We start from the raw sequence: 25345 nt of genomic DNA, 5'->3' as shown, positions 1-25345 counted from the left end.
CTATCTTCTCAAGATTATTATTTCAAACCAAATAGCGATTTTTAAAATTATTAACTAACCAATTTACCCAAACCCAATGGTAAAAGAACGCTTAATTTCGCTAGATGTCTTTCGTGGACTCACTATTTTATTGATGACAATTGTAAACAACCCCGGAGACTGGGGCAATGTCTATCCGCCATTATTACACGCCGAATGGCACGGCTGCACCCCAACCGATTTAGTTTTTCCGTTTTTTATTTTTATCATGGGAGTTGCCGTTCCACTTGCAATGCCGGATAAATTTTATGACGGCACTACTTTCAACAAAATTTTAGTTCGCTCTTTGCGAATGCTATGTTTGGGGATTTTCTTCAACTTTTTCGGAAAAATCCAATTATTCGGACTTGAAGGGATTCCGCTTCTTATTGGCCGTCTTGCTATTACCATTGCCGTTGGTTATGCCTTAATGGGGAGTTTCAGCTCAAAGGTCAAAAACATTTTAGCCTTTTCAATTCTGTTTATCTATCTGTTTCTTGCTTATAGCGGTATCGAAGCGTATCACGACGTACGACTTCCGGGAGTTTTACAGCGCATTGCAATTGTATATTTTGTAGTTTCTCTTTTGTATTTAAAAACATCTCAAAAAACTCAAATCATAACCGGAATCGTTTTATTATTAGGATATTGGGCAACAATGGCCTTAATTCCCGTTCCCGGAATTGGCGAAGCAAATCTTGACAAAGGAACCAATTTAGCCTCTTGGCTTGACAGTGTTTTACTCAAAGGTCATATGTATCGCGGAACCGTAATCTGGGATCCGGAGGGTATTTTAAGCACTATTCCGTCAATTGTAAACGGAATTATCGGTTTATTGATTGGACAAATTTTACAAACTGAAGTAATCAAAATTCAAAAAGCGCAAAAAATGGGTATCATCGGTACAATACTTATCTTTTTTGGCTTAATTTGGGATATCATTTTTCCAATAAACAAATCACTATGGACAAGCAGCTACGTTCTATATACCACAGGATTAGCAACAGTAGTTTTAACCCTCCTATATTACACAATTGATATTGCTAACTATAAAAAAGGTTTCAAACCATTCTTAATATGGGGCGTAAATCCAATGATTGTTTTCTTTACCTCGCAAATTATCCCTCAGGCTTTAGTAATGATCGAGTTTCAAAACCCTCATAATCCTTCAGAAAAAATCAATCTTTTAAGTTATTTATACACATTCGGGATTGCCCCATTTTTCAGTAATCCTATGACCGCTTCTTTAGCCGGAGCTTTGGTGTATGTTGGGATTTGGACGTTTATCTTGTGGATATTCTACAAAAACAAATTAATATTCAAAGTGTAATTTTTTCACCGTATATGTAGAGACACACACATAGTCTTTTTTTATTATTACATGTTTTTTGTGTTTGGTGCACAGCAGTACATTTCTACATATATAGTTTTAAAATATCATTTACTACTCAAAACATCATTCTAACGTGTTTTAATTACGAATTAATTAAAATCAATTCATAAAAAAAGTATACTTTTGCACAAAATTTAATAAAATATAAAATGGCAACTAATAGAACTTTTACAATGATTAAGCCAGATGCAGTTCAAAACGGACACATCGGTAATATCTTAGCAATGATTACTAACGGAGGTTTCAAAATCGTTTCATTAAAATTAACTCAACTAACTGTAGCTGATGCTAAAGCATTTTACGCAGTTCACTCAGAAAGACCTTTCTACGGAGAATTAGTTGAATTCATGTCTCGCGGACCAATTGTTGCTGCAATTTTAGAAAAAGACAACGCAGTAGAAGATTTCAGAACTTTAATTGGAGCTACAAATCCTGCTGAAGCTGCTGAAGGAACTATTCGTAAAGCATACGCAACTTCTATTGGAGAAAATGCAGTTCACGGTTCTGATAGCGACGAAAACGCTACAATCGAAGGTGCATTTCACTTTGCTGGAAGAGAGCAATTCTAATATAAGTTTACAGTCACAGTTATCAGTGACAGTTTACAAATACAAAAAAACCTGTTTCAAATTTGAAACAGGTTTTTTTATATCCTTTACTTAAATAGTTCAATACTTTCCTTTATAAAAGCAGGTTCTCTCTCTCCTAAATCCGTAAGTTTTTTATTCAAGACCGACTTTAGCTCGTCAAAATTACTGTGATAAAAGCTAGAAATACTACCAATTCTTTTACCATCTTTGAGAATAAAAAGAGATTCGTAAACTCCTCCTCTTGCCGATTCAATTAATGTTATAAAACCATCTAATGCATTAAAATCATAACTTATAGATTTTCCAGCTCCAAAATAACGTTTTATGATTATACCATCATTTTCAATTTCAACCTTAAACGCTCTGGTTCTAAAAACTGTGAGCCAAAAAAATACAATAAATAATAAAAATATAATTGGTAAAAACATACCTGCCACTGGAGACATTGCCGAAAAATAAACTACTATCAGTGGTAATATTGTTAAATAAGAAACTAACAAAATTGGCCAAAATTTAAATTTAGATTTTATACTAATCATAACAAAACTTCATTATCAACTCAAAAACTAATCTATCTCAAAATCACATCCTTCACCACTTCACGTCCTAACTCTTCGTTGATCATTTTTACGATTTTAGTTTTTCCATGGCTTAATTCTTCCCGCAACACGGCCGAAGCCAGTTCTACATACAAAGTACTTCCTTTCAGCACAACATTTCTGGTATACGTGTTTACACCATTCCCCATCAACTGTCTCCACGCCTCTTTTACATCAATCTGATCCATTCCCGGACCTAGTTTATTCACCTGGATAATCTGTTGCAAAACAGCCCCAATTGTTTGATTATTTAGTCTTTTTGCCATCGTCTAATAAATTTATCGGTCCTGCTTTTTTATAATGATATTCTTTTTTCTCTTTATTTTTTACCACCAATTTCTCATCTGTAATCAAAACCAGTTCCTCACTCCATTTTGCGTAATCTGTTTTATAATCCAGAAAAACCTGATCTTCCTTAAATCGAACCGAAACATTTTCAAAAGAATCACTTGTCAAAAAGGTTCCATCAAGTTGCGGCATTACCTTCTTTCTAATTCCTTTACTATTTTTGATATCAAAATAATCAAAACTTTCATTCATTTTATAATCCTTCTCTTCACCCTTATCAAAAACGACTTTTTCTATTTCCCAATAACCGTTTAATTTTGCAATATCTGCAGGTTTAATTTCTTGTTTACAGCTTACCAGCAAAAGCGATAAAACCAAAATCATAAAAGTGTTTTTCATACTATAATTTATTAAAATTAAATAATTGCCAGTGTCAGCGTCCTGAAGTCCAATAGCTGAATTAGGAGCTATTTCCTGCTGTCCGCTATATCTTTTGCTGCCTAAAGAAGCCAGAAAAAGGATGCCGCTCCCATCAGGGCTAGGGCATCCTTTTTCAAAAGAAAATTCTGTGATACAAAGTTAACTTTATAAAATTCAAATAAAATATTTATCTCTTAATTTTTACAAGATTATCAGTGATAAAAATCTCTTTTACAAAAAACTTATTCTGCTTAAAATTCAACCTTTAAGGGCTATAATAAATTTTAATATATCGCAATTTTACGGCAAAAATATTTAATCTTTTCTTCTCCTAAACCCTTAATAACAAATATTCTACCAGCCACACAACAACTAAAATAAAAAAAATAATACTAGCATTTATTATCCTAATTTACTTTCATGCACAAATAAAAAAAGTAATAAACCTGAATCTATTATCCAGGAAAATAATAGTATTAAAAATACAGGAGAAAATACAGAAGAAAAAATAATAGATTCCGTAAAACATAACTTTTTAGACATACAAAAAACCAAGAATTCACCAGTCAAACTTATTTCAGCCACATTGCTTAACAATCAATATTCTGACCATAAAGACATTAAGCTAACCTAGAAAAAACACCACAAGAAAAAACATCAAAGCCATTAAATTTGAATGGTACTGCGAAAATGCATTTGACAAACCGGCAAGTGGCCAATTTTCTTTGGCAAAAGGAATTGCTAGAGGACAAACCGATATCCTACTAAAATCCAAAAAAGTAGAATCTAAAATATGGGAAGATTTTTCGACAGATACCTACACCATTATAGCAGCAAGAGCCTACTACGTTGTATTTGCAGACGGAACAAAATGGGAACTTAAATAAAAAAAACGCTTTGTTTTAGATTAAATTCCAGCCCTTTTTTACCAGAAAGCTTTTGCACTTCTCACAGAACTCCTTTTCTTCATCCAAATGATTCCCACCTTCAGCATCTCTCATCAGACAGGTCTTCGTTTCACAATGAGGCAGCCCCTCGGTATGACCCAATTCATGCAAAACTACTTTGTAAAATTGTTGATTTCTATTTTTCCCTGACATTCTAAAATCCGAAACTACGCAAGATTTACCGGGGCGGTAACCCAAACCCATAACACCCCAATCTTTAACTCCTTTATATGTTGTACTGATATCATGATTGGATAATCCAACAATCAAAGAATCTTTGCCAATATTATCTTTAATACTTTTTATAATACTATCAGCGCGATATCTGTTTCTGGGTTTGTAATATGAATTTTCAGGAAAGGAAATATTTGGCCTTAAAACCACATTGAGGTTTATGGTTTTAATTTCGGTAAACACCAATTGAGATTGTTCTGTTTTAAAATCACCTAAAGGCTGTATAACAATTACTTTACTTTTTTTAAACTCATTTTCCTTCCTTGCATTTGTACAAGAAATAAAGCTACAAAGTAAAATAAGAAAACGATACTTCATTAGAAAGAAGAATTAAATACTGTTATTTTAATTTAATCTGTTTTATTTATGATTTCATAGTAAAACAAAAAAAATTACTTCGTACGCAATCTTTTTAAGACTCCCATAAAAAAGAAAGCTATACCTAATACAAGTAATATATAGTAAAAAGTCGAAATTTTGTCTCGCAATACATTTGCCAGTACAAAACAAATAACACTCCCAAAATAAAAAGTAAGAGGTGTTACATTTTTAAAAGAAGAAAAACTCATTATAAATTATTTAAAGAAACTGTCAACGAATTCATATTTATTAAAGACTTGTAAATCTTCAATTCCTTCACCAACACCAATATATTTTACAGGAATCTTAAACTGGTCAGAAATACCAATTACAACACCACCTTTTGCAGTTCCATCAAGTTTAGTTACAGCAAGCGAAGTTACTTCAGTTGCAGCAGTAAACTGTTTCGCTTGCTCAAAAGCATTTTGACCTGTAGAACCATCTAAAACCAATAATACATCATGAGGCGCATCAGCAACCACTTTTTGCATTACACGTTTTACTTTGGTAAGCTCGTTCATCAAATTGATTTTGTTATGCAAACGTCCGGCAGTATCAATAATAACCACATCGGCATTTTGAGCTACAGCAGATTGTAAAGTATCAAAAGCTACAGAAGCAGGATCGCTTCCCATATTTTGTCTCACAATAGGCACATCTACACGATCTGCCCAAACCTGCAATTGGTCGATAGCAGCAGCACGAAAAGTATCTGCAGCACCTAAAACAACTTTATAACCTGCTTTTTTAAACTGATAAGCCAGTTTACCAATTGTAGTTGTTTTACCTACTCCGTTTACTCCAACAACCATTAAAACGTATGGTTTTTTATCTTTTGGGATTTCGAATTCGGTAGCTTCTCCAGTATTAGTTTCAGATAGTAAAGCACCAATTTCTTCACGAAGAATCTGGTTCAATTCATCTGTACCTAAATATTTATCTTCAGCAACGCGTTTTTCGATTCTTGAAATTACCTTCAGGGTTGTATTCACACCAACATCAGAAGCGACAAGAATTTCTTCCAGATCATCCAGAACGTCGTCATCGACTTTAGATTTTCCAGCAACGGCTTTGCTTAACTTTGAGAAAAAAGTAGTTTTTGATTTTTCAAGACCTTTGTCTAAAGTCTCTTTTTTATCAGTAGAGAATAATTTTTTAAAAAAACTCATTTTTATAGGTTGTTAGTTTTTTAGACTATACGATTTTTTGACAATCTAATAATCCTAATATTTACAGAAGACCAATTGTTTTAGTCCCGACAGCATTTATACTTTTATTTCCGCCAAAACGGATAGTAAAGATAGAGAGGATAACGGGAATTATTGCTTAAAAAAAAGCCAATTGTTATATTTCTATAAAATTTTAGACAAATATAAAAAATAAAAAAGCTACTTCCGAATGAAAGTAGCTTTTCTATATACTGTAATTGTTATTATTTCTTTTTCAAGAAAGTATCAACTTCTTCAGGAGCCATAATAGATTCTACGAATGTATATGCACCAGTTTTAGGAGATTTCACCATTTTGATGGCTTTTGATAATCTCTTAGAAGCTGTTTGTAACGATGCTACGGTTTTCTTTGCCATGATTCAAATGTTATTTGAAGCTTTTATAAAACTCTAATGGCAAAACCATTGAGATTTACAAAAATCTCTAATTATTACTTAATTTCTTTGTGAACAGTTACGCGTTTCAAGATTGGATTAAATTTCTTAATCTCTAATCTGTCTGGAGTATTTTTTTTGTTCTTAGTTGTAATGTATCTAGAAGTTCCTGGAACACCAGAAGTCTTGTGCTCAGTACATTCTAAAATTACCTGGATTCTATTACCTTTCTTTGCCATCTTGCTATATATTTATTTAGGAAAAGATTATTTGATAAATCCTTCTGACTGTGCTTTTTTCAAAACAGCAGTGATTCCATTTTTATTAATTGTTTTTATCGTAGATGCTGCTACTCTAAGAGTAATCCATCTATCTTCTTCTGGAAGATAAAAACGCTTTTTAACTAAGTTTACAGAAAATTTTCTCTTAGTTTTGTTCATAGCGTGAGAAACGTTATTTCCTACCATCGCTCTTTTACCTGTAAGGTCACAAACTCTTGACATTATACTTATCTTTTATCGTTATTCAAAATCAGGGTGCAAAGAAAAGAAAAATAAACGATTGAAACAAAAAATTATAGCACATTTTTTAAAATTTCTTTCTGTAATATTTCTAAACTCTTAATCACGGCTCTATCTATCACTTTTTCACGTGGTTGGCCAAAATTAAATTCTTCGACAATTATACCATCTGGAGTAGCCAAAGCGATAAAAACAGCTCCAATTTCAGCATCAGAGTCTCCTTTTGTCGGTCCGGCGTTCCCGGTTGTGGCAATTGCATAGTCTGTTTTAAGTATCTCTTTCACATTCAAAGCCATAGCCGAGGCAACCTCTGCGCTAACTACCGAAAATTGATCGACTAAATCCTGTGAGACACTGAGAACATTAACCTTCGCCTCTGTTGCGTACGAAACTACACTACCCTTAAAGTAGTTAGAAGCTCCGGGAACAGCTGATAAAACAGAAGCAATTTTTCCTCCCGTAAAGCTTTCGGCAGTTGCAATGGTTTTATTTTGTTTCGTTAGTATTTTACCAACTACAGACTCTATCGTTTCATTTTCTTCATAACCCACAATAATATCACGAATGATAGCATCTAATGATTTTACATTTTCTTCTATCGCCGCTTCCAACAATTCTTTATTGGTTCCCCTGGCCGACAAACGCAGGCGTACTCTTCCCGGATTTGGCAAATAAGCTAACTTGATGAATTCAGGCAAATTATTTTCCCAATGTTCGATACGTTCTGCCACTAGACTCTCGCCCTGACCGTAGGTTAAAATAGTTTTATGAATAATATACGGGCGTTTGTATTCGCGGACAATTTTAGGAATTATTTCTTCTTCGACTAAATATTTCATTTCGTAAGGAACTCCCGGAAGCGAAATAAACACTGTATCTTCTTTCTTCATCCACATTCCCGGTGCAGTTCCCATTTTATTGTGTAAAACGGTACATTTTGACGGAACTAAAGCCTGATCTTTATTTAATTGCGAAATTGGTCGTTTGTAAAAACCTTCAATCAATTCGGTTACGTGAGCCAGAACTTCGGGGTTCACTACCAACTCATCATCAAAATAATCGCAGAATGTTTTTTTGGTAACATCATCTTTCGTTGGCCCTAAACCTCCTGTTACAATCACAACGTCGACTTTGTTTTGCAGTTGCGCAAAGGTGTCTAAAATGTGTTTTTTATCATCGCTTATCGAAATCATTTCATGAACTTCAACACCGATTCGGTCAAGTGATTTGGCGATAAAACCTGAATTTGTATCTACAATCTGACCTATTAAAATTTCGTCTCCAATAGTAATGATAGTTGCTTTCATAGCTGTGGAATATTTTCGCTTACTTAAGTGTAAGTCATTATTATAAAGTAGGTTGTTGTCGCAACAATTTTGCGTGAGGGGTAGTAGCGGCATTCTTTTATGACAAAAGAGACGCCCTTTTTAAGCAAAAGATTTCTGGAACAAAAGATATAGCGAATAACCCGACCCTGTTTTTGCCTTAAATTAAAAAAGGGCAAAAACAGGGGCACGCCCAGATTTTACAAATCGAAATCTTTCTTAATTTCTTTAATTGCATCTTTTACCTGCACTTTTATACTTTTAAAAGTTTCGATAATTTCTTTTTTCTTGCCTTCGGCTTTTGTCCAGGCCTCGACTTGCAATATTTCTTCAAAAGCAACATTTAAACCCATTAAATCTAATGTTGGTTTTATTTTGTGCGCATACGAATACGCGTATTTATGATCTTTTTTCTTGATCCCTTCTTTGATTTGTTTTAAATCCTCCGGAACTTCGGTAACAAATAATTTAAGAATTTCGTTTACAAATTCAGGATCGTTGTCTGAAAGCGCATACACTTTCGAAAGGTTGTATTTTAAAGCCATTATTTTACTTGTATTCTGAATAATTTTTTATCTTCTAAAAAGCCTTCTAAAACATCATTGGGTTTCACCGAAGCGACACCTTCAGGAGTTCCTGTAAAAATGATATCACCAATTTTTAAGGTAAAAAACTGCGATACATACGAAACAAGCTCATCAATTTTCCAAAGCATGAAGCTTGTATTCCCTTTTTGAACCGTTTTAGAATTGTTCGTTAACTCAAATGTAAGATTTTCCATCGAAATAAAATCGGTTTTTGGTAAAAAGTCTCCAATCACTGCAGAGCCGTCAAATGCTTTTGCTTTCTCCCAAGGCAATCCTTTCGCTTTCAATTTATCCTGTAAATCCCTGGCAGTAAAATCAATACCTACACTTATCTCATCATAGTATTTGTGAGCAAACTTAGGTTCGATGTACTTTCCTACTTTGTTAATTTTAACAATTATCTCTATTTCGTGATGAATCTCTTCAGAAAATTCGGGAATTACAAACGGATGCTGCTTTAACAAAACTGCCGAATCCGGTTTCATAAAAACCACCGGTTCTGATGGCCGCTCGTTTTTTAGTTCCTCAATATGATTGGTATAATTTCTACCGATACAGATTATTTTCATTTCTTTTATAAGTTACTAAGCCACTAAGTTGCCAAGACTCTAAGAAACGATGCAAAAAACTTAGCATCTTAGAACCTTAGCAACTTAGACCCTTATTTCGTATTTAACTTTCTTAATTTAATTGCTGTTAAAACCTTTTTGGTATACAATGGAAAATCAGCGTTTTGAATCCAGCTGAAATATCCTGGTTCGGTTTCAAGGATTTTATCGACTTTGGCGCCTTTGTGTTTTCCGAAGGTAAAAATTTCCTCGTTGTCTTTATCAAAAGCAATCATTCCTGCGAAATCAGCGATTTTTTTACGGGTAGTGAATTCAGACAATGATTTCATATCATTCTCCAATTCTGGGTAACGATCTAATTGCGCTTTTAGGATTTCGTAAGTTGCCATAGTATCTGCTTCTGCAGAATGGGCATTTTCAAGGCTTTTTCCACAATAAAATTTCAATGCAGCACTTAGAGTACGTTCTTCCATTTTATGAAAGATAGTCTGCACATCTACTGACACTTTATTTTTCATATCAAAATCGACTCCGGCACGAAGCAATTCTTCTGCCAATAACGGAATATCAAAACGATCTGAATTAAAACCGCCCAGATCACTATCCTTAATCATATTATGAATTTGCGGTGCCAACTCATTAAAAGTAGGTTCATTGGCTACTTTTTCATCAGTAATACCATGAACGGCGGTGGTTTGCGGCGGAATTGGAATCGTAGGATTCACTAACCAGGTTTTACTTTCTTTATTTCCGTTTGGAAAAACTTTGAATATCGAAATTTCTACAATTCGATCTTTACCGATATCAATTCCGGTTGTTTCAAGATCAAAAAAGCAAATTGGTTTGTTGAGTTTCAGTTCCATTTTTAAATTTTATAAGATTACAAATGTAATTTTTAAAGCCGAATTTCCTCTTTTATTCTTGATTTTTTTAAACAAAAATGAGGTCATTTTAGTGATTTTAACTTTTAAATTCGTTCTCAAACAAAGGCTTCACTCATTTCTTAACCTTTTCTTACAAAACAAAAAACCCGGAAAATTATTAAAATTTTCCGGGTTTGAATTTATTTTTATCTAATTTTAGAAATCTCTGTCGATATCAAAAGCTTCTAAATATTCCGCTACTCTTTTTACGAAACTTCCACCCAAAGCTCCATCTACAACTCTGTGATCATAAGAGTGAGATAAGAACATTTTTTGACGGATTCCGATAAAATCACCCTCAGGAGTTTCGATAACCGCAGGCACTTTACGAATAGCGCCAAGAGCCAGAATACCTACTTGTGGCTGATTGATAATTGGCGTACCAAAAACACTACCAAAAGTCCCCACATTCGTTACCGTGTAAGTTCCGCCTTGTGTATCGTCTGGTTTTAGTTTTCCAGCTTTTGCACGGTTTCCTAAATCGTTAACCGCTTTTGCCATTCCAACAAGGTTTAACTGATCTGCATTTTTAATTACAGGAACAATTAAGTTTCCGTTTGGTAAAGCTGCAGCCATTCCTAAGTTTATATTTTTCTTTTTGATGATATAATCACCATCTACAGAAATATTCATTCCCGGAAAATCTTTTAATGCTTTTGCAACCGCTTCCATCATAATTGGCGTAAAAGTCAGCTTCTCGCCTTCTCTTTTTTCGAAAGCTGTTTTTACTTTCTCTCTCCATTTTACGATATTGGTAACATCAACTTCAATAAACGATTGTACGTGAGCCGAAGTTTGTACCGAAGCAGTCATGTATCCTGAAATCAGTTTACGCATTCTGTCCATTTCGATGATTTCGTCACTTCCGTTTACAGAAACCGGAACTGCCTGCTGGCTTTTTTGAACCGGAGCAGCTACAGGTTGTACTGCTCTTGGAGCTTCAACAACCGCTTTTGGAGTTTCAACGCCCGATTTACGGTTTTCAATATGTTTTAAAATATCTTCTTTTGTTACGCGGCCATCTTTTCCTGAACCGGCAATACTTTCTAATTCAGCAACAGAAATACCTTCTTCTTTTGCAATATTTTTTACTAGCGGAGAAAAGAATTTATCTGATCCAGAGAAATCCTGCGGAGCAGCAACTGTTTCTTTAGCCGTTTCAATTGTTGCTTCAAGTGCAGCAACTTCTGCCGGAGCAGCAGCTTCTTCAGCTTTTGCAGCTGGCGCATCACCTTCAGTTTCAATAATTGCAATGGTTTGTCCTACCTGAACCAAATCGTCTTTGCCAAATAATTGTTCAACTAAAATTCCCGAAACTTCGCTTGGTACTTCACTGTCGACCTTATCAGTCGCAATTTCCAGTACCGCTTCATCAGCTTCAATTTTGTCTCCTACTTCTTTCAACCAGTTGGTAATAGTTGCTTCAGCGACACTCTCTCCCATTTTAGGAAGTTTTAATTCAAATCTTGCCATATTGTTAATCTAAAGGATGATTTTGATTTTCTGATTGCGAAATTACTGAATATTTTAAACATAAATTACACTTAATATAATTTTTTACTCAATTTTTATAATTTGCCCCCTGTCATTTCGGGAATTACTCCCAATAATAAAATTTGTGTTTTTGGGGAAAATCTTAAAAGTAACGTTCTTATCTTTAAGACTTTTTATGATTTTGATACATTTTTTGAACGAAACATACTGATTATCCAAAATAATCTCAACACTTTTACCCTTAAAAATCAGGGACGAATTTACCATTTTTTCTTTTTTTAAATCCACAAACAGAACTTTATTTTTTAAAATAGAAGGTAATTTTTCAGACAAATTTTTATTTGAAGAGTAAAAAACCAGACTTTCAGGCAACGGTTTTGGCTTCGTTTTTCCCTGAAACATTTTTATAAAAGAGAAAAACCAGATTCCGATTTGAATAAAAAATTCAAAAAACCAGGATTTCTTAAAATGCTTTTGATAAAAGAAATTCATGGCTTCCTGAAAACGTTTCATGTATTTTTCGTCTTTCACTGTACTTTCTCCTTTATAATGCAAAACGGTGGTTTCATGAAAGTAGAAATTCGATTTCTGTTTTTGTAAGGCACGATACGACAAATCGATATCATCTGCGTACATGAAGCATTTTTCATCAAAACCTTCAAGTTCTATATATAAATCTCGTTCTAAAAACATGAAGGCTCCTACCAAAATATCGACTTTTCCAGTTTGATCTTTATCTAAATGCTGGGCGTAATATTGATTGAAAAGTTTCCATTTTGGAAAAACTTTATACAATCCTGAAATTTTTGTAAAAGCGACCCAGGGCGTTGGAATGCCGCGTTTGCTCTCCGGCAGAAAATTTCCTGTGCCATCAATTAATTGGCAGCCTATAATTCCGGGATTGATTTGCCTTTCGGCGAAAGCCAAAATCTTAACAAACGTATCTTCGGCAACAACGGTATCTGGATTTAAAATGCAAATGTATTTTCCTGAAGCCTGCTCTACTCCAATATTATTGCCTTTTGGGAAACCAAAATTCGTCGTATTCTGAATTAATTTTATGTCGGGAAATTTAGTTTTCATCATTAAACAACTCTCGTCTGACGAATTATTATCGACTACAATAATTTCGGCATCAAGCGTAGAGATAGTGCTCTGAACACTTAAAACGCATTGTTCCAGAAAGTAACGCACATTATAATTAAGAATAATTACCGATAATTGCATGAAAAACGTAGGAATTGATTTTTTTTGGAAAGTTAGAAATTTTCGGCCAAACCCAATCGCAATGACCAATCGTTTTTACTTACACCGAAATCCAGAACGAGATTACTATTGTTTTGCTTGTTCCATTTAATGCGTAAACCCGCGCCTGCAGTAGGGCTCCAATTTTTAAAATCATAAGTATCCAACTTCGAAACCGACGAAAGATTCGTAAAAAATACCGCACCCCAGAATCCGTTTTTAGAAATATCAGTTCGATATTCGGTTTCAAAATTTCGGGCATCAAAATAAAATGTTTTCCACTTTTCGCCGTCTACTCCACTTGTATTAATGCGGTAATCTGCCTCGACATACAAACCCTATTCCTGATTTACGTTGTTTTTTCTGGAATCGTACAAGCCCTGAATGGCAAGTCTAAAGAAGTTTCACCAGAGAAATCTCCATCCATATACTTCACATAATCGGTTTCATCATAGATATAAGATTGCTCAGAAATGCTTTGATAATTATCCAGCAGCAATCCTAATCCCAGGCGAAAATCTCCAATAACTTTTGGGGTGGCAAATTGATAAAAACGCCATTGCTAATAATCAAGAGTCGACATTTTTTTATCTGTATTATGTCCGCCAAGCCCATAAGTAGGCTGTGGATAAATCATGTACCGATAATCTCCAATAAAGTTCCAATTATTATTTTTGGTATATAATATAGGTTTGAAGCGGAAAAACATATTGTTTGGTAAAACTAAAATAAGGTAAAAATACCACCTGAGACATTTTGGTTGTATTACTGTCACCCAGATAAAAAGTCGTTAGAAACAAAACCACTAATCCCGCACTTTTATTTGCATCGATAGGAACCGGCAGCAGCTAAAAAGCTACTTTTTTATCGGGATTTATTCGAGTGAATCATTTTTAGGAAAGAGCTTATACTAAACATCTAAAATATCTTTCTGGTTGTTCACTATTGAATCATTCTGTGAATAACAAAATGAGGTCGGAAAAAAGAAAAATAAAACTATAATAGATTTCAGGTTTTTCATTTCGTAAAACTTTAAGAAACAACTTTTTACAAATTTAAAATTAATTTTAAAACAGAAGCTATTTTAGAAATAATAAAAAGAGAAAATCATTACAAATTATAAAAAAGCATATTTTTGAGTTTGATTATTAATTTCATTTCCATGAAAAATAAAATATTGATTAAGATCGAATCCTTGCTTTTACTGCTGACAATAGGATTTTTCATGTCTGCATTTGTCTCTATTGAAAAAGATTCAGATAAAAATTTAGTCAAAACCTCAACCTGGTATATTGCCGGGCCAGTTTTAGAAAATCAGGAAACTATTAATCGCGTTCGTCAGGAAAAAGGCATCATTAAAGTAACTGCAAAAGATAATCCGGTTGGTGAAATTGAATTGAATGTCCTGATTACAGATTCTAATTCGAACGATGGCGCTCCGACAAATTTATCTAATGATGCTAAATTTGTGAGCATTACTTATAAATCTTCTCATTTAATAAAACTACAAGCCCGCGAAGGCAATAACGAAGGAACAGGCTGCGTGCATGGAGGTTCGCATCCTCGAGTGGATTTAAAAGCTTCTCCTAAAGAGTTTACAACCATAAAAATTCCGTGGCCTGATTTTAAACAAGACGGATTGCCTGACGGGAAAATTTTAAACATTCATAATCTTTGCAAATTCAATTTTGTGAATTACAATCCGGTTTCGGGAGCATTTTTAGAAATAAAATCAGTTATCATTAAGTAGGATTGTTCCAGGTTTCATATTGAAATGAGAATTTAACCGCAAAAGAACGCTAAGGTTTTTTAATTATGAAGGTTTAATAAAAATGCAAAGTTCGCAAAGCTTTGTGTTTATAGCTTTGCGAACTTGGTGTTTTTTTTTTGCCACTGATTATCAAGATTAAAATGATTTCTAAAACTGTAATCTTAAAAAAATAAACTTAGCGTCTTCGCGACTTTGCGAGCATATTAAAATCCAGCTTAAAAAAAACTTTGCGAACCTAGCGTAAATCTTAGCTGGCTTTGCGGTTAAGCCATCCCTATAAATGCAATTGAATTTTATACTTATTACATAATTTCATTACAAACAACATAATTGTCGAAAATACCAACGCCCAGATAATTCCCGGAACTCCTACTCGGAAATACCCCGGGATAATATGAATAGTAAAAGCTTTGCAGAAATAATATATCACGCCAGGTAAAATGTAAATCAATAACGGATTTGCTGCTGCCGGCATGAAGAAATTACTCCATTTGGTTATCTTTTTGATTTCCATTAACCAATACAGAAAATAGAATAAAACGGTACAAATTGTCGCAGAAAACATTGTCCAGGATGGAGTTCCTTTTATTTTTGAAATTCCAAAATAAGGTCTTAACAAATATCCTGTTACAAAAAATAAAACGGCAAAACCTATTACCGCCCAATTTATTTTGGCGGCAACTTTTCGGTCAAAAAACAGTAACGAAATTACGACTCCTGCCGAAACTAATGCTGCATGCGTTAGATGTCCGGCTATAAAACTCAACCATGATGTTTGCTGTACAAAAGATCCTTCGATTAGATTCATAGAATTTGCAGCAACACAAACCACCAAAAAAGCAATCATTGCCCATAAATTTCCCGAAACAATCCAATAATAAACTACTGTAAAAAGATACGCCCAGCCTATTAAACCGAGAATTCCCCACCATTTTGGCGTCATCCCGATTTCTCCGGTATCCTGAACATATAAAAAGTACAGCGCAACCAGAACCAACATTCCGCCATATTGTAAGGTGTTTTTTAACCAAACCGGAAAATCTTTACCGTATTTATTCCAAATTGGTATTGGTATTGCATACGCTAAAAGTCCCCAGAAAACTGGTGCGATTATCATTTTGGTGGCATCATACCCATATTCTGCATTAACCATAAAAACACCAATGATAATTAAGGCCAAAGCTCTTTTGAAAGTATGCGTCCAGATTGTTTTAGTACTATCACCTTTAAGTAATCGGGCATTAAAAGCAAACGGAATCGACATTCCAACAATAAATAAAAAAGCAGGAAAAACAACATCTACAAAAGTCATTGCATCAGCATCTGCCGGCATGTGTTTCATCCATTGCGGAACATTTGAAATACTGGCTAACTCATTTACAAAAATCATAACAAAAATTGTAATTCCGCGTAATGCATCAATAGAAATAATCCTTTGATTATATAAATTTTCTTTAATTTTCATAAAATAGTAGATTTATAGCAATCTCAAATATAATATAATTCTGAAATGTTCGGTTACATTTGTTACATTAAAAATTAACAATAACAAATTCTTCCCATTTCCATACTTTTGCAACATGCTATCTTTACTAAAATCAAAACCCGTTTTAAAAGATCTCCTTTCTGATCATTATGTCGATATTCATTCGCATTTACTTCCGAGAATTGATGATGGTGCCAAAACCATAACCGACACCCAAAAACTTATCACGGCATTTCAGGAAATTGGAATTTCTCATATTATTACGACACCTCATATAAGTCATTATATATGGAATAATTCTTCTACAAGTATTATCGAAAAGCATAAGGAGACTACTCTTTTACTGGAAGAAAACAATATCAAAATTCCTTTTCAGGCTGCAGCCGAATATTTTATGGATGATTGGTTTGAAAGTCATTTTAAAACCGAAAAACTGCTGACCTTAAAAGATAATTATGTATTGGTCGAAATATCCTATCAAAATGCTCCAATGCATCTATACAAAACACTTTTTGAGTTGCAAGTTGCAGGATACATTCCGGTTCTGGCACATCCGGAACGTTATTTATATTATCGAAAGGACTTTAGTGAATATGAAAAACTAAAAAAAGCGGGATGTTTGTTTCAGCTGAATCTGCTTTCTACGGTAGGATATTATGGAGAAAGAATAACCAGAGTTGCAGAAGAACTTCTTAAAAAAGGAATGTATGACTTTTCAGGAACGGATGTACATCATATGAAACACATTGCTTCTTTTAATGAAAAAATAAAAGTCGAAAGTATTTCTAATCTAAAAGAAGTAATTAGTAACAATCAGTTTTTTAAATTCTGATAAACAGCATTAGTACGCGTTTTCTTCGCCTTTGAATATATTGATAACTGTTTTTATGATAATCTTTAGATCCAGTACCAGGCTCCAGTTTTCGATATACCAAATATCAAATTCTACCCTGCTTTCCATATCGCTTAATACTTTTGTTTCTCCACGAAAACCATTAACCTGCGCCCAGCCCGTGATTCCTGGTTTGGCATATTGGCGAACCAGATAATTATTAATCAAATCACTATATTCTTTTGCCAGATTTACCATGTGCGGCCTTGGTCCAACTATAGACATATCGCCCAACAAAACATTAAAAAACTGCGGCAATTCATCAATACTTGTTTTACGAATAAAGGCGCCAAATTTAGTAATACGACTATCCCCTTTTTCAGCTTGTTTTCTATGTGCCAAACCGTTGACATACATGCTTCTGAATTTGAAACACATAAAAGACCGATTATCACGACCTGAACGTTCTTGTTTAAAAAAGATTGGCCCGGGAGATTCTAATTTAATAATCAGCATTATAATTGGAAACAACCACGGAAAAACTAATAAAATCACAGAAGCTGAAAAACAAATATCGAATACTTTTTTTATAAGCCTGTTTACCGGAAACTCCAGAGGTTCTGTCCTGAACATTAATACCGGCGTATTTTCATAAAACGCAACCTCGACTTTACTTGATTTTGTGTACAGCTGAAAATCAGGAATAAACTTGATTCGCACCATGTTTTGTTCGCAGATCCGTGTCAATTCATTGATTATTTCAATATTGTCAATGTGTAAGGCGACATACATTTCATCGACTTTTTTTTCGATGACAAACTCCTTTATCGCATCAAAATTTCCTAAAACCGATTTCGGATCTACAATTTTGTCATCGATCTCTTCATCAAAAAAACCTAGAAAACGATAACCGTACGTTAAATCTTTGGCCAATATCTTTCGGATTTTTTCTCCTGACGGATTGGCTCCCACCACAATAAAAGTTTTAAAATTATAGCCTTTTGCCCTAATATATTTTAAAAGTTTCATCGATAAATAACGGGAAATCATCAATAATCCGAAGAAAATCAGATAAAAATAACCCAATCTGAGTCTGGAAATATCAGTATATTTTAGGTAAACGACAAAAATGGATATTAAAGCAGCATGAATGATTAGCTTTTTTATAGTTCTTACCAATATCGATTCTACAGGCTCAACCCGTATACTTCGGTTAGAATCATTTTGAAGTAATAATGCCACCCATATTAAAATTGCCAATAATGAAACTGTTCTTTCTTCTTTTGACAAAAGTTTATCTAAACTGCCAAATCGGGCCAATGCCGAAAGAATCGTAGCCAGATTTAACAACACCACATCAACACCAACAAACAAAAGTTTAAAATAGCGTGAAAAACGGTAATGTGACAGTTTTTGTAAAATTTTCATAATAGGGAATTATGCTTCATCAAAAGAACGAAAATTCAATCAAATAAAAGCACCGCAAAATAGCATTTTAATTATATTTTCCAATAGTATTTGAGGCTATTCTTTAAAACTTTACTTTTATGTTATGCAAATTTAATATTGCAGACCATGATAAAAACCGTTTTATTCTTTTGCCTGATTGTATCATCAGGTTATGCACAAATTAAGGGTTGTATAGATCCTCTTTCTAAAAATTATAATCCGGACGCAACAGTAAATGATGGAAGCTGCTTGTATAAAAATTTCAAAATAAAACCTGAGTACTCAATTAAACTAAGTGATTCTATTCATGAAACTTCAGGAATAATTGCTTTCGACAATTTATTATGGACTCATAATGATGATCACGACAAAACAATTTACGGATTAGACACTTTAGGAAAAATTCATAAAAAAAATTTTCTGGATCAAGCAATCAATAATGACTGGGAAGAAATCTCTCAGGACAGTACGCATTTATTTATTGGAGATTTCGGAAACAACGCTTCGGGAAACAGGACAGATTTGAAAATTCTAAAAATTGAAAAAAAATCTTTTTTAGAAGGAAATCCAATTATTGAAACCATTTCATTTCGATATTCTGATCAAAGGGATTTATCTGCTAAAGAACCAAACACTACCAATTTTGATTGTGAAGCCTTTATCGTTTCAAAAGACAGTATTTATTTGTTTACCAAGCAATGGAGTTCTTCCCTAACTAGTATTTATGTTTTACCCAAGCAATCGGGCGATCACGTTGCACAACTAAAACATACACTTAACACCAAAGGTTTGATAACAGGCGCTACATATTTAGAACAAAAAAATCTAGTTGCTCTTTGTGGTTATTCTAAAATAGGAAAACCATTTTTATATCTTTTATACGATTATAAAAACAATGATTTTTTATCCGGAAATAAACGAAGGATTACCTTAAAATTCCCAATTCTTCAAATAGAAGGAATCGCGACTCAAGATGGTTTACATTATTATCTCACCAATGAATCTTTGGTTCGAAAACCTATTATTAATGTTCCGCAGCAAATTCATCACATTGATTTAAGTCCGGTTCTAAATTCCTATCTCCATAAATAATTCGCAAATAGCCATATAAAAGTTTACTTTTGCAAAAAAGTTATGTTTTGCAAAACATTACTAACTTATAATTTATAACACCTAGTTTATAGTGAATTACTTATCTGTAGAAAATATATCGAAGTCGTTTGGCGAAAAAACGCTTTTTGACAACATTTCATTTGGAATCAATAAAGACCAAAAAATTGCATTTATTGCCAAAAATGGTTCTGGAAAAACAACCATTATGAGCATTATTAATGGTTTAGATGAACCAGATACTGGTCAGGTAGTTTTAAGAAAAGGCATAAAAATGGCTTTTTTATCGCAAAATAACAATTTGCAAGAAGAACTGACTATCGAAGAAAGTATTTTCGCCTCAGATAATGAGACTTTAAAAGTAATTGAGAAATACGAAAAAGCACTTGAAAATCCAGATGATGAAGAAGCGTATCAAAAAGCTTTTGACGGAATGGATCAGCATAATGCTTGGGATTTTGAAACGCAATACAAGCAAATTCTTTTCAAGCTAAAACTGGAAGATTTTAAACTAAAAGTAAAAAATCTTTCGGGTGGACAAAAAAAACGTCTTTCATTGGCAATTATCCTAATCAATCGCCCTGATTTATTGATTCTGGACGAGCCTACCAACCACCTTGATCTTGAAATGATCGAATGGCTTGAAAGTTATTTTGCCAAAGAAAACATTACGTTGTTTATGGTTACGCACGACCGTTTCTTTCTGGAACGTGTTTGTAATGAAATCATCGAATTGGACAACGGAAAATTATACCAATACAAAGGAAATTACTCTTATTATTTAGAGAAAAAAGAGGAAAGAATTACCTCTGAGAATGCCAGCGTTGACAAAGCAAAAAATCTATTTACTAAAGAATTAGAATGGATGCGTCGTCAGCCAAAAGCGAGAACGACAAAATCGAAATCTCGTCAGGATGATTTTTATGTAATTAAAGAAAAAGCACAAAGTCGTCGTCGTGAAAACAAAGTGGAACTTGAAATTAATATGGAACGTATGGGAAGCAAGATTATCGAGCTTCACAAAATCTCTAAAAAATTCAAGGATCATGTTATTCTGGACAACTTTAGTTTTGATTTTCAACGTGGAGAACGTATTGGTATTATTGGTAAAAACGGAACCGGAAAATCTACTTTCCTGAATCTTTTAACTGGTACACTTCCGTTAGATAGTGGCCGCGTGGTAAAAGGTGAAACGATCAAAATTGGTTATTATACACAATCCGGAATTAATCCAAAACCAGGACAACGTGTAATTGATATTATTAAAGAATACGGAGAATTTATTCCGCTTTCAAAAGGAAGAATGATTTCGGCTTCACAATTGCTGGAGCGTTTTCTTTTTGATGCTAAAAAACAATATGACTTTGTAGAAAAATTAAGTGGTGGAGAATTAAAACGTTTGTATTTATGTACGGTATTGATTCAGAATCCTAACTTCCTGATTCTGGATGAGCCAACAAACGATTTGGATATTGTTACGCTAAATGTATTAGAAAGTTTCCTTTTAGATTATCCGGGATGTTTATTAGTGGTTTCTCACGACCGTTATTTTATGGATAAAATTGTCGATCATCTATTCATATTTAGAGGACAAGGAGTCATTGAAAATTTCCCAGGAAACTATTCTGACTTCAGGGCTTACGAAGACAGTGCCGATGTTGCTCAAAAAGAAGAAAACAAAGCCGAAAAGAAAGACTGGAAACAAAACAATCCAACAGGAAACCTGACTTTCAACGAGCAAAAAGAATATCAAAAACTGGAAAGAGAAATCAAAGATCTTGAAATTGACAAAACAAAGATCGAACAATTATTCTCTGACGGTAAAGTGGCCGACGCTGATATCGAGAAAAAAGCCAACGAATTACAAAACATCATCAATAAAATAGACCAGAAAGAAGAACGTTGGTTTGAGCTTTCGGCTAAGATTGAAGGATAGTTGTTACACAGAGATTCACAAAGAAAACGCAAAGCTACGCTAAGTTTTTATTTTGTGAATCTTTGTGTTTTCTTTGTGAATCTCCTTGAAACCAAAAAACTAAATTTTATTATATTAGCGTTTTTAAAAATCTACATTTCATGAAATACTTTTTAACTTCATTACTGGCTTTAACGCTTTTTATCTCTTGCTCAAAAGACGACCAAAAAGATTATAGTGCCGAAAACGACAAAGAAATCGCTGATTACATTGCAAAAAAGAATCTGACAGCTCAAAAAACGGAATCTGGTTTGTATTATGTAATTGATGTTCCTGGAACAGGAACTCAACCTACTGCAAAATCAAATGTTACTGTAGCCTACAGGGGTACATTTACTGACGGAACTGTATTTGATCAAAGTAGTTCAGATGGACTTTCTTTTAATTTGTCCGAGGTTATACCAGGATGGACAGAGGGAATTCCTTTTTTCAAAACCGGAGGAAGTGGTATTCTTTTAGTTCCTTCAAGACTTGCTTACGGAAACGATGGTAGAGGAAAAATCCCAGGAGGTGCAGTTCTTATTTTTGACATTAAATTGATCAAAGTAAACTAAGACAACAACTTTATAATTCATACAAAAGCCACACCAGAATTAATTTTTGTTGTGGCTTTCTTTTTCTATAAATAGTCAAAATGAAAAAATAGCAAAAAGTCGTAATCAATTTTGAAAAGCAAAAATTTCATTATGTAATGATTCTAAGAAATTGTGTAAAAGATAGTTACTCTATTTTACGAGCTTTGTTAAAGTGAAAATTAATTCATACTTTAAATATACATAAAATGGAAAATTTACATAATCCTGACGGAACTAAACGCGAAGTATTAACTGGAATGTTTTCAGATCGCGACAGTATCGAAAGAGCTTATAGCACTTTGAACGATAGAGGTTATACAAAAGACGAAATCAATTTGATAATGTCAGACGAAACCAGAAAAAAACATTATTCTGATAAAAATGATCATTCAGAAGTAGGAACAAAAGCAGCCGAAGGTGCAGGAACAGGATCTGCCATTGGAGGAACAATTGGGGCTATTGTAGGTGTTGTTGCTGCTTTAGGAACTAGTCTTGTTATTCCTGGATTAGGACTAATTGTTGCCGGTCCCCTTGCTGCAGGATTAGCTGGCGCAGGTGCAGGTGGTATTACAGGAGGTTTAATTGGAGCACTTGTAGGATCCGGAATTCCTGAAGAAAGAGCAAAAGTTTATGAAGACGGAATTAAAAATGGTCACGTAGTTCTTGGCGTTCACCCACGTAATAGCGAAGATGCTGAATATTTTGAACAGCAATGGCAAGCAAATAATGGTGTAAATATATACAGATAATCTATTTGTTTTTCAATAAAAAAACCACAACAGAAAATTATTTGTTGTGGTTTTTTATTTTTGTAAAAAAGTAAACACAAAAGATAAAATGAAGATTGAAATACAACCTTATAATGATACTTTTAAAGAAGAGATGATTCTCGTTTGGGAGAATTCTGTTCGTGCAACACATGATTTTCTAAATTCATCTGATATTGATTATTATAAAAAAATCGTATCCAATATCGATTTTAACTCTTTTCCAGTATTTTGCCTTACACAGGGTGATAAAGTTCTTGGTTTTACGGGTGTTGCAGAACATAAAATCGAAATGTTGTTCTTAGCACCGGAACATATTGGAAAAGGATTGGGCAAAACATTAATGAATTTTGCTATTAATGAACTGGATGCAGACAAAGTTGACGTAAATGAACAAAATCAAAATGCTGTAAATTTTTATTCAAAATTTGGATTTGTACCCTACGATAGAACCGATAAAGATGACGAAGGAAAAGACTACCCAATTTTAAAAATGAAACTAGAAAACGCAGCTAATAAAATTTAAAAGTATTATTTTTTTAATTTCAAAAAAGCCATAACAAAATTTAATTCTGTTGTGGCTTTTTTGGGTCAGGCAGAAAAACTGAAAACTGCAACCGAGATTGAAAACTAATTCTACCAGGGAATCGGGTTATAATCTTTCAGAAATTTTCCGCACCAGTGCTTTCCTGTATTGATACCGTCAAATAAAGGATCCATAACGCGTGCAGCGCCATCAACAATATCCAATGGCGGTTGAAAATCTTCTAATTCCTGTTTCTTTTTGGCCAATTCGGCAGGATCTTCATCCGTTACCCAACCGGTATCAACAGCATTCATAAAAATACCATGTTTGGCTAAAGTTCCGGATGATGTATGTGTTAACATATTCAAAGCTGCTTTTGCCATATTCGTATGCGGATGACGGTCTTCTTTAAAAAAGCGATGAAACTTCCCTTCCATAGCCGAAACATTAATGATATGTTTTTTCCCCGTATGGTTCTTTTTCATTACTTCCGAAAGTCGGTTGCACAATACAAAAGGCGCAACAGAATTGACCAATTGTACTTCGATCATTTCAGTAGTTTCTATTTGACCTAAACGCAAACGCCAACTATTCGTTTTACGTAAATCGACTTGCTGTAAATCGGCATCAAGTTCTCCTTCCGGAAAAACTTCATTGACTACCAATGCATTATCAAAAGAATACGGAATTTGAGACAATTGCGCCGAAGCACGCAAACCAATTCCGGGTTCAGGTCCGTGCCAGGTTACCGGCATATTTTCGCTGGATGAAGCTCCGCTTGTCAGCATTTTCAATTCATCGAGACAATTAAGATGATCTCCTAATAATTCCTGTGCTTGTTTGGGCAGTGCACTTATTGATAATTCTTCATTTTGCATTAAATGCGAATAAAACCCTGCAGGTCTTCTAACGGTTTGGGCTGCATTATTAATCAGAATATCTAAACGCTCGTATTTTTGCTCAATAAAATTGCAAAAAATCTCTACACTTGGTATGTGTCGTAAATCTAAACCATGAATTTTTAGGCGATGCCCCCAATCCATAAAATCTTCTTCTTTAGCAAAACGCAAAGCCGAATCAACCGGAAAACGAGTGGTAGCAATCACAGTTGCTCCACCTCGCAAAAGCATTAGAGTAATATGATAACCAATTTTTAAACGAGAACCAGTTATAATGGCAACCTGTCCTTTTACATCGGCCGTTTGGAAACGTTTGGCATAATTAAAATCACCACAATCTGTACACATCGTATCATAAAAGTGATGCATTTTGGTAAACTCAGTTTTACAAACGTAGCAATTTCTTGGAGTTTCAAGTTCTAATTGTTCTTTGTGGGCCAGATCATTTAGAGCCAATAATTTGGGAGCCACAAAAATACTGGCTTCACGTGCATGACGAATTCCTGTTTCTTTACGAGCGGTTTTGTCTTTCTTTTCTTTTTTACGTTTTGCGGCAAGTACTCCGTCTTTAACCCTTCTCGAAAACTCATCGCGATCAGGTCGCGAGAACATTCCGGCTTCTTTGATCAGAGCGATTCGTTGCTCTTTCGGAATATCAAATATCTGATCTGTATTAGTATTCAATTGTGCTAAAATAGCAATGCATCGATTAATCTCTTCACAAGATATCTTGCTTGTACCTTCTATTTCTTCCTTCAACATCATAAAAAACGTATTACTATTAGCTTAAATTAAAGTTCGCAAATATAGTATTTTTGAACTCTGAAAGATCTTAAACC

At 34.0% G+C, this 25345-nt stretch carries 29 protein-coding genes; 10 read left to right on the top strand and 19 right to left on the bottom strand.

From position 1 onward, the window contains the following. The first annotated feature begins 76 nt into the window (after positions 1 to 76). Positions 77 to 1348, top strand: a complete 1272-nt coding sequence (locus IRZ78_RS16765) for a DUF5009 domain-containing protein (RefSeq protein WP_194617632.1) — start codon at positions 77 to 79, stop codon at positions 1346 to 1348. A 212-nt stretch (positions 1349 to 1560) separates the two neighbouring features. After that, a complete protein-coding gene (locus IRZ78_RS16760) occupies positions 1561 to 1980 on the top strand; it encodes a nucleoside-diphosphate kinase (protein ID WP_194617631.1) in 420 nt (139 codons plus the stop codon). An 86-nt stretch (positions 1981 to 2066) separates the two neighbouring features. Here the strand turns inward: IRZ78_RS16760 and IRZ78_RS16755 are convergent, their stop codons facing one another. Genes IRZ78_RS16755 through IRZ78_RS16745 form a run of 3 tightly spaced genes read right to left on the bottom strand, consistent with a single transcriptional unit; the run spans position 2067 to position 3287 of the window. Beyond that, on the bottom strand, positions 2067 to 2540 hold the full coding sequence (locus IRZ78_RS16755) for a hypothetical protein (protein WP_194617630.1): 474 nt from the start codon (positions 2538 to 2540) through the stop codon (positions 2067 to 2069). Positions 2541 to 2572: 32 nt separating this feature from the next. Further along, positions 2573 to 2866, bottom strand: a complete 294-nt coding sequence (locus tag IRZ78_RS16750; protein WP_194617629.1) for a DUF721 domain-containing protein — start codon at positions 2864 to 2866, stop codon at positions 2573 to 2575. Further along, a complete protein-coding gene (locus tag IRZ78_RS16745) occupies positions 2847 to 3287 on the bottom strand; it encodes a hypothetical protein (protein ID WP_194617628.1) in 441 nt (146 codons plus the stop codon). Before IRZ78_RS16745 ends, IRZ78_RS16750 begins: the two co-directional genes overlap by 20 nt. Positions 3288 to 4033: 746 nt before the next feature. Between IRZ78_RS16745 and IRZ78_RS16740 the strand changes: the two genes are divergently transcribed. Further along, complete coding sequence (locus IRZ78_RS16740) at positions 4034 to 4195, top strand: hypothetical protein (protein ID WP_194617627.1); 162 nt, start codon at positions 4034 to 4036, stop codon at positions 4193 to 4195. Positions 4196 to 4210: 15 nt separating this feature from the next. Here IRZ78_RS16740 and IRZ78_RS16735 read toward each other — a convergent pair whose 3' ends face one another. From IRZ78_RS16735 to IRZ78_RS26205, 13 genes are all read right to left on the bottom strand, one after another. Next, positions 4211 to 4807 (bottom strand): zinc-dependent metalloprotease family protein, encoded by a 597-nt coding sequence (locus IRZ78_RS16735; protein ID WP_194617626.1) that lies wholly within the window; start codon positions 4805 to 4807, stop codon positions 4211 to 4213. Between the two features lie 257 nt (positions 4808 to 5064). Then, entirely contained in the window at positions 5065 to 6018 is a 954-nt protein-coding gene (gene ftsY / locus IRZ78_RS16730; RefSeq protein ID WP_194617625.1) for a signal recognition particle-docking protein FtsY, read from the bottom strand. Between the two features lie 263 nt (positions 6019 to 6281). Next, positions 6282 to 6434, bottom strand: a complete 153-nt coding sequence (locus IRZ78_RS16725) for a DUF4295 domain-containing protein (RefSeq protein WP_072961632.1) — start codon at positions 6432 to 6434, stop codon at positions 6282 to 6284. A 74-nt stretch (positions 6435 to 6508) separates the two neighbouring features. Continuing rightward, entirely contained in the window at positions 6509 to 6691 is a 183-nt protein-coding gene (rpmG, locus tag IRZ78_RS16720) for a 50S ribosomal protein L33 (RefSeq protein ID WP_008253902.1), read from the bottom strand. A 27-nt stretch (positions 6692 to 6718) separates the two neighbouring features. Beyond that, positions 6719 to 6955, bottom strand: a complete 237-nt coding sequence (gene rpmB, locus IRZ78_RS16715; RefSeq protein ID WP_008468080.1) for a 50S ribosomal protein L28 — start codon at positions 6953 to 6955, stop codon at positions 6719 to 6721. Positions 6956 to 7026: 71 nt separating this feature from the next. After that, positions 7027 to 8280 (bottom strand): CinA family nicotinamide mononucleotide deamidase-related protein, encoded by a 1254-nt coding sequence (locus IRZ78_RS16710; RefSeq protein ID WP_194617624.1) that lies wholly within the window; start codon positions 8278 to 8280, stop codon positions 7027 to 7029. Between the two features lie 218 nt (positions 8281 to 8498). Next, positions 8499 to 8843 (bottom strand): Hpt domain-containing protein, encoded by a 345-nt coding sequence (locus IRZ78_RS16705; protein WP_194617623.1) that lies wholly within the window; start codon positions 8841 to 8843, stop codon positions 8499 to 8501. Continuing rightward, entirely contained in the window at positions 8843 to 9454 is a 612-nt protein-coding gene (locus tag IRZ78_RS16700; protein ID WP_194617622.1) for a fumarylacetoacetate hydrolase family protein, read from the bottom strand. Before IRZ78_RS16700 ends, IRZ78_RS16705 begins: the two co-directional genes overlap by 1 nt. Positions 9455 to 9546: 92 nt before the next feature. Next, on the bottom strand, positions 9547 to 10317 hold the full coding sequence (locus IRZ78_RS16695; RefSeq protein WP_173970658.1) for a 3'-5' exonuclease: 771 nt from the start codon (positions 10315 to 10317) through the stop codon (positions 9547 to 9549). 216 nt (positions 10318 to 10533) lie between these two features. Continuing rightward, complete coding sequence (locus tag IRZ78_RS16690) at positions 10534 to 11850, bottom strand: dihydrolipoamide acetyltransferase family protein (protein ID WP_194617621.1); 1317 nt, start codon at positions 11848 to 11850, stop codon at positions 10534 to 10536. A gap of 84 nt (positions 11851 to 11934) precedes the next feature. Then, positions 11935 to 13098 (bottom strand): glycosyltransferase family 2 protein, encoded by a 1164-nt coding sequence (locus tag IRZ78_RS16685; RefSeq protein WP_194617620.1) that lies wholly within the window; start codon positions 13096 to 13098, stop codon positions 11935 to 11937. A gap of 32 nt (positions 13099 to 13130) precedes the next feature. Then, positions 13131 to 13451: a hypothetical protein gene (locus tag IRZ78_RS26210; protein ID WP_228520514.1), complete on the bottom strand. Its 321-nt coding sequence runs from the start codon at positions 13449 to 13451 to the stop codon at positions 13131 to 13133. A 227-nt stretch (positions 13452 to 13678) separates the two neighbouring features. Then, positions 13679 to 13825, bottom strand: a complete 147-nt coding sequence (locus tag IRZ78_RS26205; protein WP_228520513.1) for a hypothetical protein — start codon at positions 13823 to 13825, stop codon at positions 13679 to 13681. A gap of 453 nt (positions 13826 to 14278) precedes the next feature. Here IRZ78_RS26205 and IRZ78_RS16675 point away from each other — a divergent pair, with 453 nt between their 5' ends. Then, the gene (locus tag IRZ78_RS16675) at positions 14279 to 14866 is read left to right on the top strand and encodes a hypothetical protein (RefSeq protein ID WP_194617619.1); all 588 of its coding nucleotides are present in this window, start codon (positions 14279 to 14281) and stop codon (positions 14864 to 14866) included. A 295-nt stretch (positions 14867 to 15161) separates the two neighbouring features. On the opposite strand, the gene IRZ78_RS16670 is transcribed toward IRZ78_RS16675, so the two are convergent. Further along, positions 15162 to 16352: a DUF5009 domain-containing protein gene (locus IRZ78_RS16670; protein WP_194617618.1), complete on the bottom strand. Its 1191-nt coding sequence runs from the start codon at positions 16350 to 16352 to the stop codon at positions 15162 to 15164. A 115-nt stretch (positions 16353 to 16467) separates the two neighbouring features. On the opposite strand from IRZ78_RS16670, the gene IRZ78_RS16665 reads away from it, so the two are divergent. Then, on the top strand, positions 16468 to 17205 hold the full coding sequence (locus IRZ78_RS16665; protein ID WP_194617617.1) for a CpsB/CapC family capsule biosynthesis tyrosine phosphatase: 738 nt from the start codon (positions 16468 to 16470) through the stop codon (positions 17203 to 17205). Positions 17206 to 17214: 9 nt separating this feature from the next. Here the strand turns inward: IRZ78_RS16665 and IRZ78_RS16660 are convergent, their stop codons facing one another. Continuing rightward, the gene (locus tag IRZ78_RS16660; protein ID WP_194617616.1) at positions 17215 to 18633 is read right to left on the bottom strand and encodes an undecaprenyl-phosphate glucose phosphotransferase; all 1419 of its coding nucleotides are present in this window, start codon (positions 18631 to 18633) and stop codon (positions 17215 to 17217) included. Positions 18634 to 18780: 147 nt separating this feature from the next. Between IRZ78_RS16660 and IRZ78_RS16655 the strand changes: the two genes are divergently transcribed. The 5 genes from IRZ78_RS16655 (at position 18781) to IRZ78_RS16635 (ending at position 23607) form a co-directional block, all read left to right on the top strand. After that, positions 18781 to 19746, top strand: coding sequence for a T9SS C-terminal target domain-containing protein (locus IRZ78_RS16655; RefSeq protein ID WP_194617615.1), 966 nt, complete (start codon positions 18781 to 18783; stop codon positions 19744 to 19746). 91 nt (positions 19747 to 19837) lie between these two features. Beyond that, on the top strand, positions 19838 to 21700 hold the full coding sequence (locus IRZ78_RS16650) for an ABC-F family ATP-binding cassette domain-containing protein (RefSeq protein ID WP_194617614.1): 1863 nt from the start codon (positions 19838 to 19840) through the stop codon (positions 21698 to 21700). Between the two features lie 140 nt (positions 21701 to 21840). Next, on the top strand, positions 21841 to 22293 hold the full coding sequence (locus tag IRZ78_RS16645; protein WP_194617613.1) for an FKBP-type peptidyl-prolyl cis-trans isomerase: 453 nt from the start codon (positions 21841 to 21843) through the stop codon (positions 22291 to 22293). A gap of 227 nt (positions 22294 to 22520) precedes the next feature. After that, positions 22521 to 23063: a hypothetical protein gene (locus IRZ78_RS16640; RefSeq protein ID WP_194617612.1), complete on the top strand. Its 543-nt coding sequence runs from the start codon at positions 22521 to 22523 to the stop codon at positions 23061 to 23063. 88 nt (positions 23064 to 23151) lie between these two features. Continuing rightward, the gene (locus tag IRZ78_RS16635; RefSeq protein WP_194617611.1) at positions 23152 to 23607 is read left to right on the top strand and encodes a GNAT family N-acetyltransferase; all 456 of its coding nucleotides are present in this window, start codon (positions 23152 to 23154) and stop codon (positions 23605 to 23607) included. A gap of 110 nt (positions 23608 to 23717) precedes the next feature. Here IRZ78_RS16635 and IRZ78_RS16630 read toward each other — a convergent pair whose 3' ends face one another. Beyond that, a complete protein-coding gene (locus IRZ78_RS16630) occupies positions 23718 to 25268 on the bottom strand; it encodes an SDR family oxidoreductase (protein ID WP_194617673.1) in 1551 nt (516 codons plus the stop codon). Between the last annotated feature and the right edge of the window lie 77 nt (positions 25269 to 25345).

This window comes from Flavobacterium sp. CSZ, assembly GCF_015350725.1.
Lineage (GTDB): Bacteria > Bacteroidota > Bacteroidia > Flavobacteriales > Flavobacteriaceae > Flavobacterium.
This window is presented reverse-complemented; position numbering and strand designations above follow the sequence as displayed.